This is a genomic window from Kineosporiaceae bacterium (assembly GCA_016713225.1).
GTDB lineage: Bacteria > Actinomycetota > Actinomycetes > Actinomycetales > Kineosporiaceae > JADJPO01.
Genome location: JADJPO010000011.1, coordinates 104,726 through 123,526 on the forward strand (window position 1 = coordinate 104,726; position 18,801 = coordinate 123,526).

At 68.5% G+C, this 18,801-nt stretch carries 14 protein-coding genes, 1 tRNA gene and 2 pseudogenes; 12 read left to right on the plus strand and 5 right to left on the minus strand.

The window, feature by feature from the left end:
• Positions 1-58: 58 nt before the first annotated feature.
• The gene (locus tag IPK24_23190; GenBank protein MBK8078372.1) at positions 59-1,204 is read right to left on the minus strand and encodes a response regulator; all 1,146 of its coding nucleotides are present in this window, start codon (positions 1,202-1,204) and stop codon (positions 59-61) included.
• 182 nt (positions 1,205-1,386) lie between these two features.
• Here IPK24_23190 and IPK24_23195 point away from each other — a divergent pair, with 182 nt between their 5' ends.
• The 6 genes and pseudogenes from IPK24_23195 (at position 1,387) to IPK24_23220 (ending at position 6,803) form a co-directional block, all read left to right on the plus strand.
• A complete protein-coding gene (locus IPK24_23195) occupies positions 1,387-2,472 on the plus strand; it encodes a response regulator (protein MBK8078373.1) in 1,086 nt (361 codons plus the stop codon).
• A 2-nt stretch (positions 2,473-2,474) separates the two neighbouring features.
• Positions 2,475-4,733 (plus strand): PAS domain S-box protein, encoded by a 2,259-nt coding sequence (locus IPK24_23200; GenBank protein MBK8078374.1) that lies wholly within the window; start codon positions 2,475-2,477, stop codon positions 4,731-4,733.
• 130 nt (positions 4,734-4,863) lie between these two features.
• On the plus strand, positions 4,864-5,535 hold the full coding sequence (locus tag IPK24_23205) for a FadR family transcriptional regulator (protein ID MBK8078375.1): 672 nt from the start codon (positions 4,864-4,866) through the stop codon (positions 5,533-5,535).
• Between the two features lie 86 nt (positions 5,536-5,621).
• A tRNA-Arg gene (locus IPK24_23210) sits at positions 5,622-5,693 on the plus strand.
• A gap of 366 nt (positions 5,694-6,059) precedes the next feature.
• Positions 6,060-6,654 (plus strand): annotated as a pseudogene (locus tag IPK24_23215) (helix-turn-helix transcriptional regulator).
• On the plus strand, positions 6,651-6,803 hold the full coding sequence (locus tag IPK24_23220; GenBank protein ID MBK8078376.1) for a hypothetical protein: 153 nt from the start codon (positions 6,651-6,653) through the stop codon (positions 6,801-6,803). The pseudogene IPK24_23215 and the gene IPK24_23220 overlap by 4 nt, the downstream one beginning before the upstream one ends.
• Positions 6,804-7,349: 546 nt before the next feature.
• Here IPK24_23220 and IPK24_23225 read toward each other — a convergent pair.
• Positions 7,350-7,457 (minus strand): annotated as a pseudogene (locus IPK24_23225) (helix-turn-helix transcriptional regulator).
• Positions 7,458-7,734: 277 nt separating this feature from the next.
• Here IPK24_23225 and IPK24_23230 point away from each other — a divergent pair.
• The 5 genes from IPK24_23230 to IPK24_23250 all read left to right on the plus strand — a co-directional run bounded on the left by IPK24_23230 (position 7,735) and on the right by IPK24_23250 (position 11,593).
• Complete coding sequence (locus IPK24_23230) at positions 7,735-8,199, plus strand: hypothetical protein (protein MBK8078377.1); 465 nt, start codon at positions 7,735-7,737, stop codon at positions 8,197-8,199.
• An 86-nt stretch (positions 8,200-8,285) separates the two neighbouring features.
• Positions 8,286-9,026: a hypothetical protein gene (locus IPK24_23235; protein MBK8078378.1), complete on the plus strand. Its 741-nt coding sequence runs from the start codon at positions 8,286-8,288 to the stop codon at positions 9,024-9,026.
• Positions 9,027-9,552: 526 nt separating this feature from the next.
• The gene (locus IPK24_23240) at positions 9,553-9,912 is read left to right on the plus strand and encodes a GntR family transcriptional regulator (protein ID MBK8078379.1); all 360 of its coding nucleotides are present in this window, start codon (positions 9,553-9,555) and stop codon (positions 9,910-9,912) included.
• A gap of 17 nt (positions 9,913-9,929) precedes the next feature.
• The gene (locus tag IPK24_23245) at positions 9,930-10,901 is read left to right on the plus strand and encodes an ABC transporter ATP-binding protein (GenBank protein ID MBK8078380.1); all 972 of its coding nucleotides are present in this window, start codon (positions 9,930-9,932) and stop codon (positions 10,899-10,901) included.
• A complete protein-coding gene (locus IPK24_23250) occupies positions 10,898-11,593 on the plus strand; it encodes a hypothetical protein (protein MBK8078381.1) in 696 nt (231 codons plus the stop codon). Before IPK24_23245 ends, IPK24_23250 begins: the two co-directional genes overlap by 4 nt.
• A gap of 14 nt (positions 11,594-11,607) precedes the next feature.
• Here IPK24_23250 and IPK24_23255 read toward each other — a convergent pair whose 3' ends face one another.
• Positions 11,608-13,782, minus strand: coding sequence for an EAL domain-containing protein (locus tag IPK24_23255; protein MBK8078382.1), 2,175 nt, complete (start codon positions 13,780-13,782; stop codon positions 11,608-11,610).
• Between the two features lie 17 nt (positions 13,783-13,799).
• The gene (locus IPK24_23260; protein ID MBK8078383.1) at positions 13,800-15,035 is read right to left on the minus strand and encodes an FIST C-terminal domain-containing protein; all 1,236 of its coding nucleotides are present in this window, start codon (positions 15,033-15,035) and stop codon (positions 13,800-13,802) included.
• Between the two features lie 539 nt (positions 15,036-15,574).
• Here IPK24_23260 and IPK24_23265 point away from each other — a divergent pair.
• On the plus strand, positions 15,575-17,275 hold the full coding sequence (locus tag IPK24_23265) for an FAD-dependent oxidoreductase (GenBank protein MBK8078384.1): 1,701 nt from the start codon (positions 15,575-15,577) through the stop codon (positions 17,273-17,275).
• Between the two features lie 108 nt (positions 17,276-17,383).
• On the opposite strand, the gene IPK24_23270 is transcribed toward IPK24_23265, so the two are convergent.
• Positions 17,384-18,676 (minus strand): D-alanyl-D-alanine carboxypeptidase family protein, encoded by a 1,293-nt coding sequence (locus IPK24_23270; protein ID MBK8078385.1) that lies wholly within the window; start codon positions 18,674-18,676, stop codon positions 17,384-17,386.
• Positions 18,677-18,801 lie beyond the last annotated feature (125 nt).

Consider the following 18,801-nt stretch of genomic DNA (forward strand, 5'->3'; position numbering starts at 1 on the left):
TCAGGGTACGCGGTCGGCCCGACCGGACGACGCGATGAATGATGCATCAGGCACCTCGTCAGATGCCCGGCGTGCGGTAGTCCATCACCCGGATCGGCTCGACGATGCCCACCGTGTCGGCGAAGTTGTGCAACCGGATGGACAGTGTCTCGGTGACCAGTTCGCCCTTGCGCACCAACGGCATCCCGGTGCGGGTCATCACATCCTGTTCGAGCTCCATGCCGTCGCGCAGCTGCCCGACCGTGATCTCACGCAGGATGCCGACCCGCCGGGCCAGGACATGGGTCGCGCGGCCGAGCGCCTGCAACAACTGCTTGGGGTAGCGACCGGAACGCTCCACCCGACCGACGGCATGCTCGGGATCGTCGACGGCGTAGTGAGCGCTCACGGTGGCCACGGACACACAGAAGATCAGTTGGGCCGAACTCGCTTCTGCCGGTGGGGCATCCTCGGGTGTCAGCGGCTGGGCGCCGATCCACTTCGCCACCCGCTCGAGCCGCGGGATCCGCTCCAGCATCGCCCGGGCAGCGCCTGGGTGACCGGCATAGATGGCGCGGTGCTCAGGGGTCAGGTCGAGGCCGCGGTAGGCCCGTTCGAGCACCTCGGTGGGCACGGCCAGGCAGCCGAGCTGACTCAACCGGGCGGCCAGGGGCAATTCCCACTCCCGGTCCAGACCGAGCGAGGAGCTGACGGCGCTGACCAGGCCCTTGATCTGCGTGGCGCGCGCGAAGGCGAGCGGGGCGGTGCCGGCCATCAGCTCGGTCAGCATGTCGACCGAGCCACGCACCGTGCGCTCGAGCAGCTGGCGCTCCGAGATCACCAGGTGATGCTGCGCGATGGCGCGATCGAGAGCATTCGTGAGGATCTGGGGTGGGCAGGGTTTGGTCAGGAACCCGAACAGGCCGGCCTCGTTGACCGCGGTGATGGTCGACTCCAGATCGGCCTGCCCACTCAGCACCAGGGCCACCGCATCGGGGTCGAGGTGACGTGCCTCGGTGAGGAATTGAGCGCCGTTCATACCGGGCATCATCATGTCCGAGACGATCACGGCGAACGGCATACCCGCCTCGCTCGCCTCCCGCATCAGCGCCAGGGCGGCCGCTCCCGAGTCGGCCACGCTGAGGTCGTAGCGGCCCGACAAGGTGCGGCGGAGGGCATCGAGCACGCGCGGCTCGTCGTCCACCATCAAGATCCGCGGGCTCATGGGCACCCTCTGTCTCGCGAGCAACTCCTCCGGATTCGTCCGAAGTGCTGCGCCACCGGTCCTCGGGGGGCACACGGCGCCCACCCGCAACGGTCATCGTCAGCTGACCGGTACGCCTTGACCGGCCGTGCCGGTGGAGCCGAGACGAATCCGTCGGGTCAAGGCTCGCGACGATCGCGCCGATGATCAGCGTGTCGATGGATCAGGCTGGTGGAGCAGGAGAGACCTCGGTGACCTCGCGCGCACGTGTGCTGTTCGTGGACGACGAACCGCACCTGCTCGCGGGCCTGCGCCGCAGCCTGCACACCCGCGGCGTCGGGTGGCAGATCAGCTTCGCCGCCTCCGGCGCCGAAGCACTCGACATCATGAGCGCCGAACCTTGCGACGTGGTGATCTCGGACATGCGCATGCCGGGCATGGACGGCGCCCAACTGCTCGGCCGGACCCGCGCGGCCCACCCCGGCACGGTGCGGTTCGTGCTGTCCGGAGAGGCAGATCGGGACGCCGTGCTGGCCTCGGCCGCTGTGGCGCACCAGTTCTTCGCCAAGCCGTGCGACGTGGAGAACATCATCGCGGTGGTCGACCGGGTGCTCACCCTGCGCTCGGAGCTGGACGGCCCGCGGGTACGCGACCTGCTCGGCGGGATCGGTCCCCTGCCGATGCTGCCCGACACGCATGCAGCGCTCACGGACGCGGTGGCCTGCACCGATTGCGCCGATCAGACGGCGCCTCGGATCCTGACGACGGACATCGCCGGGTGCGCCGAGGTACTGCGACTGACCAACTCGGCGTTCTTCGGCGTGCCGCGTCGCTTCGAGACCGTGGCGCAGGCGATCTCGCTGCTGGGGCCCGAGACCTTGCAGGCGCTGGTGACCGGTGGAGCGATGTTCCGCGAGGTCGCACCAGGTGGCGAGACGAACCTCGAGTCGCTGAACCACCGTGCCCGGCAACGGGTCGAGCTGGTGCAGCGGATCGCGCACGGTCAGCAGTGGTCGGATGCCGAGATGGCACGGACCGCGCTGGCGGCTCTGGTGATGGACATCGGGACGCTCGCCCTGGCCAGTGGCGACGATTCGCCGGTGCAGACCACTTGCCCCCCTTCCCAACTGAGTTCATACCTGTTGGCGCTGTGGGGATTCGGTGAGGACGTCGTGACCCTGGTGGCCGGTGTCTCGAGCGACGGGGAAGCCCGCAGCGACCGGGCGGCGCAGGCGCTGCGCGCTGCCGACCGTGCCCTGCGGGCCGTGTCTGCCGAGAGCGTGGGGTGAGCATGCACGGCTCCCTGTCGGACGAGGACGTCGACCGCACCATCGCCCGGCTCACCCGACGCGTCAACCAGTTGCAGAGCACCGTGGCCGCCCTTCTCGCAGAACGCAATCGCGCCGAGGTTGCCGCGCGTGAGGCGGCGAGCTCTGCTCTGGCCGGGGTCGCCCCCGACGGCCCCAGTCATGCCGCGGCGACCCTGCTGCGGTGCGTGATCGACTCCCTCGAGGGGCGCATGTGCATCCTCGCCGAGGACGGCACCGTGCTCGGCTCCAACAAGCGCTGGGACGAGGCGATCGGCGCGCTCGGGCTACCGGGATCCGGGCTGGGGACTCACTTCTTCACCCTGACGCGCAGCCTGCCGGTCAGTCCCGACGATCGGCAGCGGTTGCACGACACCGTGTTGCACGTGCTGGTCGGCGAGGAGGAGCACGCCGAGGTCAAGCTGCGTTGGGTGTGGGGGGACGACGAGGAACACGTGGTGGTGCGTGCCCATGCCGTCAACGACCACGACCATGCCCGCGCCGTGCTCTCCATCGTCGACATCACCAGCGCCATGTCGATCCAGGAGGAGCTGCGCCAGATCACCAAGCGGGCACAGCTGCTGGCCCTGGTGGCCGAGCACACCGACAACGCCGTGGTGATCCAGGACGCCGCGGGTCGCATCGAGTGGGTCAACGATGCCTTCTTGCGGCACACCGGCTTTCACACGCCGCAGGAGGTGGTGGGTCGCAGCCGGATGGATCTGTGGCTGGGACCGTTCACCGATACCGAGGAGTTCACCCGCCTGGTGGCCTCGATCGAGGCCGGCCACTCGGTCGACCAGGAACTGCCGGCGCAGAGCCTCGGGGGGCGGGACTACTGGGTGCAGCTGCAGGTGAAGCCCGTCATGGTCGACGGGCAGATCGTGCGGTTCGTCGGGGTCGAGCGCGACATCACCGAACGGCGTCACGCCGAGGAACAGTTGCGGGCCACCAGTCAGCGGGTGCACGCTCTCGCCGAGGAGGTCACCGCCGAGAAGTCGCTGCTGGACGGCGTCCTGGCCTCGATCCCGCACCTGGTCTATTGGAAGGTCAACTCACGATTCGCCCAGCGCCACGACGCCTCGGCCCTGCACTACTCCGGGGTGAACCAGGCCTTTCTCGGCCTGCGACGGCTCGCCGATCGCGACCAGGTCATCGGCCACACCGAGGCCGAACTGCCGGTGCACGACGAACTGACCGACCTGCTGCCGCCCCTGGAGGCCGAGGTCTTCCAGAGCGGCATCGCCCGGCACGACCTGCGGGTGAACCTGCACACCGGGCCGGAACAGCGCCAGGAGTTGATGCTCAGCGTGCTGCCGTATCGGGGCCAGCCCGATCAGGAGATCGCCGGGGTGATCGGGGTGGCCGCCGACATCACCCACCTGAGCGAGCTCGAACGTCAACTCGCCCAGGCCAGTCGATTGGAGTCCATCGGTCAGCTCGCGGCGGGGATCGCACACGAGATCAACACCCCGGTGCAGTACGTCTCGGACAACACCCGGTTCGTCGCGGACGGCGTGGGCCGGGTGTTGACCTCGCTGCGCGAGGTGAACGACGTGGTGGCGCGGTGGGACGTCGGCGGCGACGCGGCGTCCGACCCTGACCTGCTGGGCGCCGTCCGGACGGCAGCGACGCTGCCCGACCTGGACTTCCTGGACACCGAGATCCCCAGCGCTCTGGCGCAGTCGCAGGAAGGGCTGCAGCGGGTCGCCGAGATCGTCAAGGCGATGAAGGACTACTCCCACCCCGGAGCCGGACGTGCCGCCGCCGACCTCAACCGCGCGGTGGAGAGCACGGTCAAGGTCTGCCGCAACGAGTGGAAGTACGTCGCCGAGGTCGAGCTCGACCTGGATCCGGCGGTCACCGCGGTGCCCTGTTACGAGGGCGAGCTCAAACAGGTGCTGCTCAACATCATCATCAACGCCGCGCAGGCCATCGGCGAGCACCGGGCGACGACGGGGAGCACCGCGCTGGGTCGGATCCGGGTGAGCACAGCGCTGGACGGCGAGCGGGTGCGCATCATGATCCAGGACGATGGGCCGGGCATGGACGCGCACGTCAGGCAACGGGTGTTCGACCCGTTCTTCACCACCAAGGCCGTGGGCAAGGGCACCGGACAGGGCCTGACCATGGCGTATGCGGTGATCGTGAACAAGCACGGCGGCCGGCTCGAGGTCGACTCGGCCCCCGGACGCGGCGCCACCTTCAGCGTCACCCTGCCGCTGAACGTGGCCGAGGACTGACGCCGAGGCGGCATCCACCGAACGCCGGACGGTCGGCCAGGGACCGTCCGGCTGATCTTTCCCCCGTTGCGCGCCGCACGGCCGCTACCATGCAGAGGTGACGCAGATGCAGGAACAGGACCTCCCGCAACTGCGCACTGCCCGGCGGGCCAGCCTGATCGACCAGGTCATCGATCAGTTGCGCAGCCAGATCACCTCGGGGACCTGGGCCATCGGCGGTCGGATCCCGACCGAGTCCGAGCTCGCCCAGCTCACCGGGACCAGCCGAAACACCGTGCGCGAGGCCGTGCAGTCACTCGTGCACGCCGGTCTGCTGGAGCGCCGCCAAGGGTCGGGAACCTACGTCCTGGCCGCCAGCGAGCTGGCCGGCGCCGTGAGCCGGCAGGTCGCCGGAGCGCACCACGTGCACGTGCTCGAGGTCCGTCGCGCGCTGGAGGCCGGGGCCGCCCGGCTGGCCGCCTCGCGTCGCACCGACGAGGACATCGCCGAACAACGACGCCTCATCGAGGCGCGCAACCAGGCTTCACGCGACGGCAGCCAGGACGGCGTGGTGGCCTATGACGTGCTGGTCCACCGGGCGATCGTGCGCTCCTCGCACAACCCGGTGCTGATCGAGCTCTACGAGAACTTCCTCGGCGCCCTGGGTGAGAGCGTGCGCTCGAACCTGGCCCTGACCGGCACGATCCGGGACGAGGAACACGTCGCCCTGGTCGATGCGATCGAGGCCGGGGACGGCGAGCGCGCGGCGTCCGAGGCCGCCTGCTACCTCGACGTGATGATCGAGGGAGCCCAGCCCGAGTAGGTCCGGCGTCCGCCCTGCGCCCGCCCTGCGCCCGGTTACCCGCGCGCGAGCAGCCCGCCCAAACTGGTATCGTCACCACGTCCCGAGCCCCCGTAGCTCAGGGGATAGAGCACCGCCCTCCGGAGGCGGTGGCGCAGGTTCGAATCCTGCCGGGGGCACCGAAAGCCCGTCGAGCGCGCCAGCGCGACGACGGGCTTTGGTGCGCCCGGCAGTGATGAAGGGAGCCGGAGCGTGCGTGGCGACGCAGGAGCCACGACCGCGACGGCGGCTCCTGCCGGGGGCAACCACACCAAACGCCCCTTGATCACATCGAGAGGTCGACAAAACACCGTTTCAGGCTGCCAAACGGTGCGAAATCGACCCCTCGATTCGATCATGGTGAGTCCGGCCGCCACACTTTGCCGTCGTCGTGGGGGCTTTCACCGAAGCGCAGCGTGCCTCCGGTCGGGCACGAGCGCTCCAGACTCTCGGCGTCCATTTGATCCGGGATATCGCAAAAGTCCTGCCACGATGGAGGCGCGCAGATGGCCGAGGTCCTCCGCCGGCGCCGCGCCGAGCTGGGCATGTCCCAATCCGAGTTGGGGGCCGCCGGCATCGATGCACGCCAGATCCGCCGCTCGAAGCCGGCGAACAACAGCCCGTACTGTCGGTCGCGGTCGCGATCGCCGAGGCGCTCGAGATCTCCGTCGGCGAACTCGCCGGCCTACCCACCCACGGGGTCAACCTCACCGGGGACTGGTGGGCGGCCTGGCAGTCCGTCAAGGACGGCCACGAACTGATCGCGGTGCAACCGGTCCGGATGAAGCAGCAGGGCGAACTGATCCAGATCGAAGCCCTGCAACGCGGCCGCGAGATCGCCGACGGCGGCTACCTGTGGCGCGGCGAGCTGCGCCTGTGGGACAACGAGATCCTCACAGGCTGGTACGCCAGCATCGAACCCACCGTCCGCTCCAAAGACACCCTCTACTTCGCGATCCACCCCAAGGCCTGACCATGCTCGGCCGCTGGGTCGGCCCGTCCTACGACGGCAACCACATCACCGGCCTGGCCGGCATCGCCCAAGACGCCGACGCCGCCCACCACATCATCAGCCAACGCACCAAGAGCATCACGGCATGAGCGAGGACCAGGCCGACGAGGGCGTCGAGATCTGCGAGATCGTCATCACCGCACCGGACGCCGAATGGCTCGCTGCCTTCTGCCGCGGGCTCATCGAAGACAGCCGCACCTGTACCGCTGGGCCTCGCCCGGCAAACGCAACCCCGTGACCGTACTCAGAGCAACGCCACGTACGGCAAGGTTCGATATTGGCGCGCCGAATTCCGTCAAGAGCTTTGTCATGAGCAGGCGTCGAGGCAATTCGGAAACAGGCTCCCGAGCGAAGAGCCACCACTTCACGTGCAGCCTCGGACAGACCTGCCACCCGCTCAATCGTCAAATCCGCCATCAAAATCCACCATTCGGGATTGGCTGCGGCGGAATTTTGCACATCCTGAATTCCATACAACAGTGGGTAGAAGCGAGACAGTAACGCCGACGATTCCGTAGGCAACTTGAACTCCATCACCAATCCGTATGTTGCCGAACAGAGCGGCGACATGGCGGTAATTGAAAGGATTGATGCTCTTGAAAGAGATACTCCACATTTCCATCTATATCGGCCTTTGATCTCGGGTCAATGCGGCGCACCCATTTACTACAGCAGCGGATCTTGACCAGGCGCCCCGGTCTGCTGCCTATCCGCGCAGGTGGGGCCGGTGGTCGTTCGCCTCGACGGTGGTATTGGCTGATTTGGGCTCGGGCGCGGTGGATCAGGTGCAATGGACGCCGACGGCCTCGGCGAAGGCTTCCTGGGACAGGCCACGTTCCAAGCGGTGGCACCGCAGGTTGGCGCCCACGGTCCGCTGGAGGTCGTGTTCCACTCCTTCCACGCTCGGGATGTGCTACTTGTTGGTCTACAGACCTATAAGTAGCATCCGGCCGGGAGTACCAACTCCTGCCGCCAACGAGGAGGAGCCAGTCATGGCCGTGACCGAAGACCGCCACTGCCCCAAGTGCGGTAAGCGAGTACGCATGACCAGATGCGAAGCCTGTAAGGGCACCGGGGGCGGACAGTTCTCGCAGTGCAACTCGGGGTGCAACCGCAAAGGCTGGCTCTGCCCCACCCACGGCAAGAACTACTGAGCCGGAGCGTAGGTCATGGGATTGTTCTCGAAGAAACCACCAGCAGCCCTCAATCCGATCATCGCCAACGCCATGATTGGCTACACACGCGAAGACATCAAACACGTCGCGAGGGTGCAAGAGACGATCTTGGCGCAACTCCACGGCGGCGAGGCGCTCAAAGTCGTCATCCCCTGTGCGCAGACCAGTGCCGTCGCTGCCGTCACAACGCAAAAGCTCATTTACTGCGGTCTACTGTCGAGCGGCATCGACTGGATATTGCCGGCTCAGCAACTCACTGAGCCCGAGGTACGAACAGCAAGATATAGTGGCGGCGGTTACAATATGCGCTTTTTTGTCATAGTTGGGTTTACAGGTGGGCCATTGCGAGTCCCTGACAGTAAGCACTACTGGGATGCGGGACTGGACATCGTCAGATTTGAGCTCGAGGAAGCGCAGGTATTGGAGCAAGCGCTGATCGCTTTAGCTGAGAGCGCCTAGGTCCGATTAGGTTGCGATTTTGAAAGACCACGAATACGTTAGATCATCGTAGCAATCGGGAAGCAGGACAGTCACAAGGAGCGAGCATGAGTTGGCTCGAACGGTTGCGTCGGAATGGCTTGCCGGCCACGGCTCTCAACGAGAGTACATCGTCAGCCGTAGCATTCCCTTCTGCCCAAGAACTGGCAGCTTGGGGTCGTGGTGCTCTACTCGGCATCACCGGCTGGGAAGCCATCCGTTCCCGCTATGAGGCGAGCCACTACGCGGTTGCCCGCGCCGATCCGGCTGCCTACTGTGAGCAGCTGCGTACGATCGCTGCAACCGGCCGCGATTGGGCACAGTACGGAGCCGGCTGCTGCGCAACCAACTTGCTTGACTACCCGGAGGAGCCCACCTTCACGGCCCTCATGCTGGACGGCCTAGATGTACTACGCCGCCGCCGCATTCCCATGAACTACTTGAGTCCGGGGGAGCGTGAGTGGTGGCTGCAGCACCGTCGAACGGAAGACCCATGGCTGCCTCCACAAGTGGTACCCACCGAACAGGAGTTCCTTGCCCGTGAGCCCGAGTCTGGTGAAGCGCTCCTCGTCGCCGACATGGGACCAGCAAACTATGACAACAAGATCTACATTCGTCGCATCGATGCTGGGTTCGAGTCGCTCATACGAAGCCCGGGCGAAGACCCAGGTAGCCAGTGGCACGCCGCTCCGACGCTCTACCGGCTGTACCGAAGCCTGGGCGAATCATTGAGCAACAATCCCGCCGTGTGGGTGGACGCTAGCGTGCGGCCGTTTCTGGCAGAGGGCGTGCCGGATTTGTCGGAGTAGTTCTCATCTTTCCAAAGTGCCGCGTTACAGGTTCCCGCATCTTCCGCTGGCTATGCGTTCGTCGGTAGTTGCTGCTCGAGATAGTTGGCCACTGCCGTGTCTGGGTCAGAATCTGGTCCGAGTCGTGACAGTGGCTTTAGCCTTGATCATTCGCGGGCGAGGTCAAGGTGCCCTCGACCCGCAGGATCATCCCGGTTCTGTCATGCCGACGGTGTTCCGCCAGGCCGACACCCTCACACCAGCCTGACGTTGCCCCTTGATCACATCGAGTGGGGACAGGCGCACCATTTCCGGCCGCCAAACGGTGCCTTCGTCCCCACTCGCTCCGATCAGGACTGCCGACCGCAGTCCCGAGCCCAGATGGCAGCTGTCGCGGCGTCGATGCACGCCGGATCCGTCGCGGGTCGATCCCGATCGAAGTCCTGGCGCGCTTGTTGCGGTGAGCAACTTGACGAGCCACCCGCGGACGTTGCATGGTTAGTTACATGAGTAACGAACCGGCTAACCACCTGTTGGGCGCCACCCGGTGATCGAGGACCGCCCACTCTTCGTGCAGATCGTCCAGCAGCTCGAGGCGTCGATCATCGACGGCTCCCTGCCCGAGGAGTCCCAGGTGCCCTCGACCAACGAGCTGGCCGCGTTCCACCGCATCAACCCCGCGACCGCACTCAAGGGCGTGTCCCGATTGGTCGCCGACGGGGTTCTCTACAAGAGACGAGGAATCGGGATGTTCGTCACCACCGGTGCCCGCGACCTGCTGCTGCAGCGCCGCCGGGCGGCCTTCGCGGACGAATACGTCCGCCCCCTCGTCGAGGAGGCGCGCCGCCTCGGCCTGCGCCCCGACGAACTGCACGACCTCGTGAACCAGGCGGTGGTCGCACCGTGACCGCCACCGGCGTGACCGTGAACCACGACCCGGACGACACCGCCCGGGATTCCACCGAGGCCGTCGTCGCCCTGACCGCGGTGACCAAGCGCTATCGCACCGCCCGCGTCCTGGACGACGTCACGATCCGCCTGGACGGCCTGCGCATCCACGGCCTGCTGGGACGCAACGGCGCGGGCAAGACCACCCTGATGCGCATCCTGGCCGGGCAGACGCTCGCCACCTCCGGCACGGTGCACGTCTTCGGCGAACCGCCCTACGAGAACCGCCACGTGCTGCGCCGCACCGCGACCATCACCGAGGGCCAGCGCTACCCGGACGCCTACACCATCGCGAACGTGCTCACCGCCGCCCGACTGCACTACCCCCGCTGGGACGAAGACCTCGCCCAGAGCCTCCTCGCGGACTTCGACCTGCCGCGGCGGCGCCTGGTCAAGAAGCTCTCCCGCGGGATGCGTTCGGCCCTCGGGGTGGTGATCGGGCTGGCCTCTCGGGCCGAGCTCACCCTGCTCGACGAGCCCTACCTCGGCCTGGACGCCGTGGCGCGCCAGATCTTCTACGACCGGCTGCTCGTCGACTACGCCGAGCACCCTCGCACCATCGTGGTCTCGACCCACCTCATCGACGAGGTGGCCGACCTGCTCGAGCACGTCGTCGTCCTCGACCACGGCCGGGTGCTGCTGGACGCCGAAGCCGACGACCTGCGCTCGTCCGGGTTCGTCGTCCAGGGGCCGGCCGACCTGGTCACCGGTCTGGTCGGCACCCGCCCGACTTTGCGCACCGAACGATTGGGGGCCACGACGCGCGTCACCCTGGCGGCGCATGATCTCGACCTGGACGACGCGCGCCGGCTCGGCCTGGCCGTCAGCCCCCTCTCGCTACAGGAGCTGATCGTGGCCACCACCCCCGTGGGCCACACCGCCGACCACGACGGGACGCCCGTGTCCACCCCTCGACCCGCCTCTCGCCGCGAAGGAACCCCGCGATGACCGACGTCCGCACCACGATGCGACTGCACCTGCTCACCTGGAAACCGGCCGTCGCCTGGCCCTGGGGCATCCTCGCGGCGTCGTTCACCATCAACCTGTTGGTGCAGCGTGCCCTCAGCCCCGAGTTCCGGGAACAGAGCTGGAGCGGCGGCCTGACCTCGATCTACGCCGTGGTCGCCGTCTGGGCCACCGCCCTGATCAGCCAGGTGTTCCCGTTCGCGCTGGGCCTGGGCATCACTCGACGCGACTACGCCCTGGGCACCGCCCTGACCCTCGTGGCCCAGGCGGTGCTGTTCGCCCTGGCCCTCACCGGTCTGCAGGCCATCGAGCAGGCCAGCCACGGATTCGGCGTCGGCCTGGCCTTCTTCGGCCCGGCAGGCATCCGACAGGACGGTGTGGTGCTCCAAACCCTCGTCTATGCAACAGGTTTCGTTCTCGTGGGCGCGGTCATGTCGGCGCTGGCCGTGGTGCACCACCGGTGGCGGACGACCGGCCTCTTCACCCTGATCATGGCGCTGATCCTCGCCGGGGGCGCGCTCATCGTCCTGGCGACCTGGCGCCACGCCTGGGGCACGGTGCTGGACACCGTCACCGGACTGCCGGCCCTCGTCAGCCTCGTCGCCGCGCCGTTGGCGGTCGCCGTCCTGGCCGCCGGGGCCGGATTCGCCGGACTGCGCCGCGCGACCGTGTGAGTGCCGTCGCCCGCTCAGGCCACGGAGCCCTGGACGACGTCCAGTCCGGCCCGGTGCGGGTCCTGCTCAGCCGTCACCGGGCGGGAGAAGAGATACCCCTGCCCGAGATCGCAGCCGAGCTCGGTCAGCACATCGAGTTGCTCGCGCTCCTCGATGCCCTCGGCGACGGTCTGCAGCCGCAACGTGCGGCACAGCTCGACGATGCTGCGCACCAGCGCGACCTCCTCCACAGCCCCGGGACGCAGACCACGGATGAAGCTCCGGTCGATCTTCACCTGGTCGACCGGGAACTGCCGCAGGTACGACAACGACGAGTACCCGGTGCCGAAATCGTCGATGGCCAACCGGATCCCGAGTTCCTTCAGGCAGCCGAGGCGTTGCCGGGCCAGCTCGGGGTCGTGCATCAGCACCGACTCGGTGATCTCGAGGGTGACCGCATCGCCCGGCAGCCCCAGGCGTCGAAGCTCCTCGCCGAGCACCTCCGGCAGCTTCGGATCCATCACCTGACGACCCGTGATATTGAGCGCGAGATGCAGCCCCGGAAGCTCCTGGCGCCACCGGCCCAGCATCGGCAGGCCCTGCTCGACGACGAACCGGCCCAGAGAGTCGATCGTGTCACTCTCCTCGGCCAACGGGATGAACTCATCCGGCGGGACCGCGCCCCGCACCGGGTGGTTCCAGCGCAACAGGGCCTCGACACCCTCCACCGCGCCGGTCGCCAGGCTCACCAGCGGCTGGTAGGCGAGCCAGAGCTGGCCGGCCTCCACCGCCGTCCGTAGATCGGTGCGCAGTCCGAGCTGGTTGGCGACGTCCTCGTGCATCCGGGGTTCGAACGCCACCCACTGCCCGCGGCCGCTCCGCTTGGCGCAGTACATCGCGACGTCTGCGTCACTGAGCAGGGTGGCCCCGCTCTGCGCCGCATCGGTCAACGAGGCCACGCCCACGCTGGCCCCGATGAGCACATCGCGGCCCTCGATGGTGAAGGTGCGGGTGAGCGAGGTGATGATCCGCTCGGCGACCACCCGACCCACCTGCTGGTCCCCGCCCCGCAGCATCACCGCGAACTCATCGCCCCCCAGCCGCGCAGCGAGGTCCCAGTCGCTGGTGCAGTGCAGGATCCGGTGGGCCACCTCGGCGAGCAGGTGGTCGCCGGCCCGGTGACCGAGCGTGTCGTTGACCGCCTTGAACCGGTCGAGGTCGATGAACAGCACCGTGAGCGGGTCGCCCGAGGCGATCGCGGCGTCCCGCTCGGTGTCGAGGTACTGCAGGAACAGTGCCCGATTGGGCAACGCCGTGATGGGGTCGCGGTGTGCCTCCCGGACGGCATCGAGCATCCGGGCGTCGGTGAGTGCCAGGTTCACCTGCTGGGCGAAGGCGGTGAGCAACTCCCCCGGGTCGTGACCCGGGTTCGACGTCTGCGGCGCTCGTGCCGCCAGGCAGCCGACCGTCTCGCCGGCGACAACGACCCGCTCGACCAGCACGGTACCCCCTGGGGCCGAGGGACTCTCGATGCCGCCCTCGCCCTCGACCAGCACCCGTCGAGCCACCTCGAGCAAGACCGGGTCGGTCTCGGGCAGCGTCTCGTGCGACACCTTCAGCAGTTCATCCCTCGACACCGGCTCGGTGAGCAGCAGGGCCACCGGACCACCGCCCAACAAGGCCGAGGCACCCGAGGTCACGGCGTCCAGCACCTCGTCGAGCGGTCGGCGTGCCGAGATCCCCCGCTGGATCTGCAACAGGTTCTCGACCAATCGGTGCCGCTGCCGCTCGCCGGCCAGCCGAGCCAGGCTGTGCAGTCGCAATCCGAGAACCAGCGCCATGCCCTGCAGCATCTGGCGTTCCTCGGCGCTGTAGGGCTCTTCCGCCCGTCCCACCACCAGGACGGCGTCGGCGGTACCCGTTCGACCGTCGGGGGTATCGAGCCGGCCGACGGTCAGATGCGTCTCGCCCACCCCCGGGACCTCGATCGAATCGTCATCACCCGGAACCACGAACGCCGCAGGGATGTCCATCGAGCCGAATCCGGCGTGACCGATGACGCGGCCGGCCACCACGACGGCGCCGAGCTCGGCCTCCAGCGCCTCCAGCGCTCGCTCGAGAGCCACCTGGACGGCGCCGTCGGGCTCGGCCGGACTGCTGACCGCGACGAGGTACTCGGTCAGCTGATGGATCGACCAGTGATAAGCCATCGGCAGCAGGCGATCGGCTACGACAGCGCGAGGGTGACGACGGTCAACTGATGCATGCCGCGGGCACCCTGCACCCGGCCGATCTCGCCATAGGTGTAGAAACCGCCGAACGGCTTGCCGCCGGCCGGCTTCCCGAAGGCCTCTTGCTCGGCCCGCGCGCCGTCCGGGCCGAGTCGCGCCTTGCGAGCACCACAGTCGAACACCAGGAACCCCAACGGATCGAGACCGTCGAGGGCATCGACAGCGGCGTCGCACGATGACGCCGCCGCCTCGATCAGGGCATCGGGGTCGGTGGTCATGGCCCAGGCCAGTGCCCCTTGAGGGACGTCCGCGAGGCATTCGATGCTGCCGTGTTCGAAGTCGATGTCGTGGACCACGCGCAGATCCTCCCCGCTGCGCCGGGACAGGCCCAGCGGGTTGTTGAACAGGAGCTCGACGAAGGCCATCGGGTCCTGCTCCCGCAACTGCTTCGCCTCCTGAAGCGTTCGGCCACTGGCGATGCGCCGCAGGTAGACCTCGGCGGCCGGCTCGTCGTCCAGGAGGTAGACCTGCCCACCCGCGCTGCTGGTGACCACCATGGCATCCCCGAGCTTGGTCCAGCCGTGGGCGATGCCGAACCCCATCGGCCCGGACGATCCCAGTCCGATGCCGACAACGGCGTCGCGCAACACCTCGACCCCTGCGCCGGTCCCGATGAACTGGTACGTCGCGTGGTAGAGCATGTTGTCGGCCGTACAGCCTCCGATGATCGGCACCGAGGCACCGACGTGACCGTAGGCACCGCGCACGATCTCGTGCTGCTCTCGGGTCAGACCGTCGGAGAACAGCAGCAGCGTGCGGTGCGGCAGGTCGACCGCGTCCAGGGCGGCGGCGGCCTCGTGCCCGGCCTCGCGTCGGCGCTCGCTGGCGGCGTGGGACACCGCGGCCGTCACCTGGAACCCCGCACCGCCCAGGGCCACCGCGACCACCGCAGCGTCGGCGCCGTCGATCCCGTCGACACCCGACATCGGTGGGGCCACCTGGCCCATCGTGGTTCCGCCGGCCACCATGGTGTCGTCGGCCGTGACCGAGCAGACGCCGTCCATGACCCGGCGCACGTCGAGCTCGGCCTCACAGAAGACGAGCACCAACGAGGCGACCCGGTCGGCCTGCGCCTGACGAGCGGCCTGGGCACCTGCCGCGAACGCGTCCGGGGCTGCCGAGGACCCGACCTGGAACCAGCGATCAGGGGTCGACGAACTCGAAGGGTTCATGCCACCGAAGATCGGCCACCCAGGAGTGACCTTGATCTCGGCTCACCCGTCCAGCCCAGGCGATGCCCCCCGGCGTCGAGGTCGAGCCTGCGCGGGCCGGCACAGGACCGGGCGCTGGGGTCGGCACGGGCGCGTCGACGGTCCGAGCAGGAGCTCACCGATCAACGACACCTTCGGCCACGCGATCGGCGACCGGGTGCTGCAGCGGGCCAGGGAGATTCTGACCCGATGTCCGGCCCGGGCGGCGCGCCGTCCACCTCGAACAGGCCCGGGGCGCTGTCGATGGCGCCTGGCACTGAACGGCGCGCTCCTGGCCGCCACGCCCGAGCATCACATACCCCATGGGGTATGCTGGAGTGACCGTCGAACACCGTTGAGGAGTAGCCCCATGTGCAGCCCCGCCGTCTGCCCCCGTTGCCGTAAGATCACCTGGTCAGGGTGCGGCATGCACGTCGACCAGGTCCTGGCGCAGGTGCCCAGCGACAAGCGCTGTACCTGCCGCTGACCATCGAACCCTCACCGCGGGAGCGGATCACATCGTGAAGATCGTCGTCGTCGGTGGTGTCGCGGGCGGCATGAGCTTCGCCGCCCGCGCCCGCCGCTTGGCCGAGACCGCCCAGATCGTCGTCCTGGAACGCGACCCGTACGTCTCCTACGCCAACTGCGGGTTGCCCTACCACCTCGCCGGGGAGATCACCGACCGGAACGCGTTGCTCCTGCACACGCCCCAGTCCCTGGCCGCAGCCCTGGCCCTGGACGTGCGCACCGGACACGAGGTGACCGGCATCGACACCGCCACCCAGGTGGTCACCGTTGTCGAGCGGGCCACCGGCCGCAGCTATCAGGAGCCGTACGACGCCCTGGTGCTCTCGACCGGAGCCGCCCCCGTGGTGCCGCCCCTGCCCGGCGTGGACCACCCCACCGTGAAGGTGCTGCGCACCGTGCCGGACGTCGACGCGCTGCGCGCCATGGTCGCGGACGGCGCTACGCGCGCGGTGGTGGTCGGCGCAGGGTTCATCGGGCTGGAGGCCGCCGAGGCACTGCGCCATCGAGGGCTCGACGTCACCCTGGTCGAGCTGGCCGATCAGGTGCTGCCCCCACTGGACCCCGAGATGGCCGTGGCGGTGCAGCGCGAACTCACCCGACACGGGGTCGACGTGCGGGTGTCCACCTCACTCACCGCCATCCACGACGGCGACTGCCAGGACGGCGCGGATAGCGCGGCCGGCGCGGCGTGCGCCGAACTGTCGGACGGCACCTCACTGCCGGCCGATCTGATCCTGCTGGCCGTGGGGGTCCGGCCCGAGTCCTCGCTGGCGCGCGCCGCCGGCCTGGCACTCAACGAACGCGGCGCCGTCCGGGTCGACGAGCACCTGCTCACCAGCGCCGAGCACGTCTACGCGGTCGGGGACGCCATCGAGGTGATCGATGCGATCACCGGTCAGCCCGCCGTGGTGCCCCTCGCCGGCCCGGCGAACCGACAGGGTCGGGCGGCGGCCAACCACCTGTTGGGACGTACCGGGGTGAGAATGCCCGTGCTCGGGACGGCGATCGTGCGCGCCTTCGACGTCGTCGCCGCCACCACCGGGCGCCCCGAGAAGGCGTTGCGGGCGGCCGGCATCGCCCACCACGCGATCCACCTGCACCCCGGTCATCACGCCGGGTACTACCCCGGCGCCCACGCGATCCACCTCAAGCTGATCTTCGCCCCCGACGGCACCATCCTGGGCGCGCAGGCCACCGGCGCCGAGGGCGTGGACAAGCGGATCGACGTCATCGCCACCGCGATCCGAGGCGGGCTCACCGTGCGGGACCTGGCCGAGTTGGAGCTCGCCTACGCGCCCCCGTTCGGGTCGGCGAAGGACCCGGTCAACATGGCCGGGTTCATGGCGAGCAACATCCTGGACGGCGACCTGGCCGTGTGGCATGCGGCCGACCTCGACTCCGCCGACGAGACGTCGCAGCAGGCGGTCCTGCTCGACGTCCGCTCCCCCGGTGAGTTCGCCCGAGGGCATCTGCCCGGGGCACTCAACATCGCCCACACCGCACTGCGTGACCGACTCGACGAGGTACCGCGAGGACGCCCGCTCAAGGTGTACTGCGCGTCCGGGTTCCGGTCCTACCTGGCGCTGCGTGTGTTGCGGCAGAACGGGTTCGACGATGTCCGCTCGTTGTCCGGGGGTATGGCCACCCTGCGGGCCGAACGCCCCGGCCTGGTCCTCCAACGAACCCCTCGGTAACAACCCCCCCCGTGATCATGTAATCCGTGCACGTTTCGTGCACGGATTACATGATCACGGGGGGTTTGGGCACGGATTGCATGATCACCGAGGGTGGTGACCGGTGGCTCAGTCGTCGTCCTGACCGGCAGCACTGCCCTCGCCGTCGGCGTACTCCCAGTGCCACGGCTCGTAGGCGCCGCTGCCCCCTGGTTCGGCCCAGTCGGGGTTGACCCAGCCGTACCGACCGGCATTGGCGCGCAGCCACGTGAAGGTCGACGTGTTGGCGACGCCGGACCCGCCGCACAGGTCGACGGCCAGACCCTTGCCGTGCTCGCTGGTGCCCGGGGTCGCGGCGTAGCCCGGCCGCAGCGACTTGATCGCATACTGCTCGGACAGCGTGCGGTACCCGTCGACGATGCAGATGTCGCGAGCGAACGCCTGCCGGTAGGCGACGTTCATCTTGGCGAAGGCCACGGCGGCGTCCGCGCGGAGCTTCTCGTTGCGGTTCCACAACGTGCACAACGAGGACGCCGGCAACTTGCCGTTGGCGGCCTCCAGGCCGGCCTTGGACACCAGGCCGTCGCACCCGGGGAGCACGGCACGATCCGAGCCACCGCGTGAGGCTCGACCGACCAAGACCCGACCGGGGGCGGCCAGAGCAGAGGGAATCGAGTCCAACCGGCTGTCATCGACCACGAGCCGGGACTCTTCGACCCCGTTGACCGGACCAGGGCCGACCTTGGGGAAGGGAGCCGCCACCGCAGCCGGCGGGGCGGCAGCAAGAGCGTTGACCGCCGCCGACCCGATCCGGTTGGCCCCGGCCTGCAGCGGCGCGCTCAGCGAGCCGGAGAGCGGGGCGGCGATGGTGGCCAGACCCAGCGCACTGGCGATGCCGATCTGCGGAACGCTCAACGAACCGGACCCGCGCGGGGATCGCCGCGACCGCGAGGCCTCGCGGCGGCGCAACTCCGAGCGACGAAGGTACGGCGAGGGCTTGGTCACCCTGCGCTCGACCGGCACCTCACCGATCGGCGCAGCGGCCGCGGCGGCCTCGTCCAGCAGGACGGCCAGTTCGCCGGTGAAGTCGATCGCCTCGGTCACGGCGGCGATCTCGGCGGTCGTCAACGCCGCGGGGTCGTCCCACCACCGCTCGGGAGCCTCGAACGGGCTCGGCGGGGTGTCGACCAACACCTGCAGACCGTGCGGACGTGAATCGAGGACGCCGTCACGCAGCTGAACACCATCGCGGATGTCGATCACCCGCAGGCCGGGGGGACGGGTGTCGACCACTCCGGGCGGGAGGCTGGTGAGCTGCTGGGGGATGAACAGAGAACCTTCGACCGGCGCTGCCATGCGCTGCCGACGCCGGGAGACCGGCGGAGCGCCGAGGGTCTGCGACGGCACGAGATGGGCCTCCACGTCGGTGCACTCAGAGGATCTGAGTACTCACGGGCAATCTGGATACTGCCGTTTCCCCCGAAGAAACCGGATGCTCAACCGGGTTCCGCCCGCCATATAACTGGCTGATCACGACGGATAGCAAG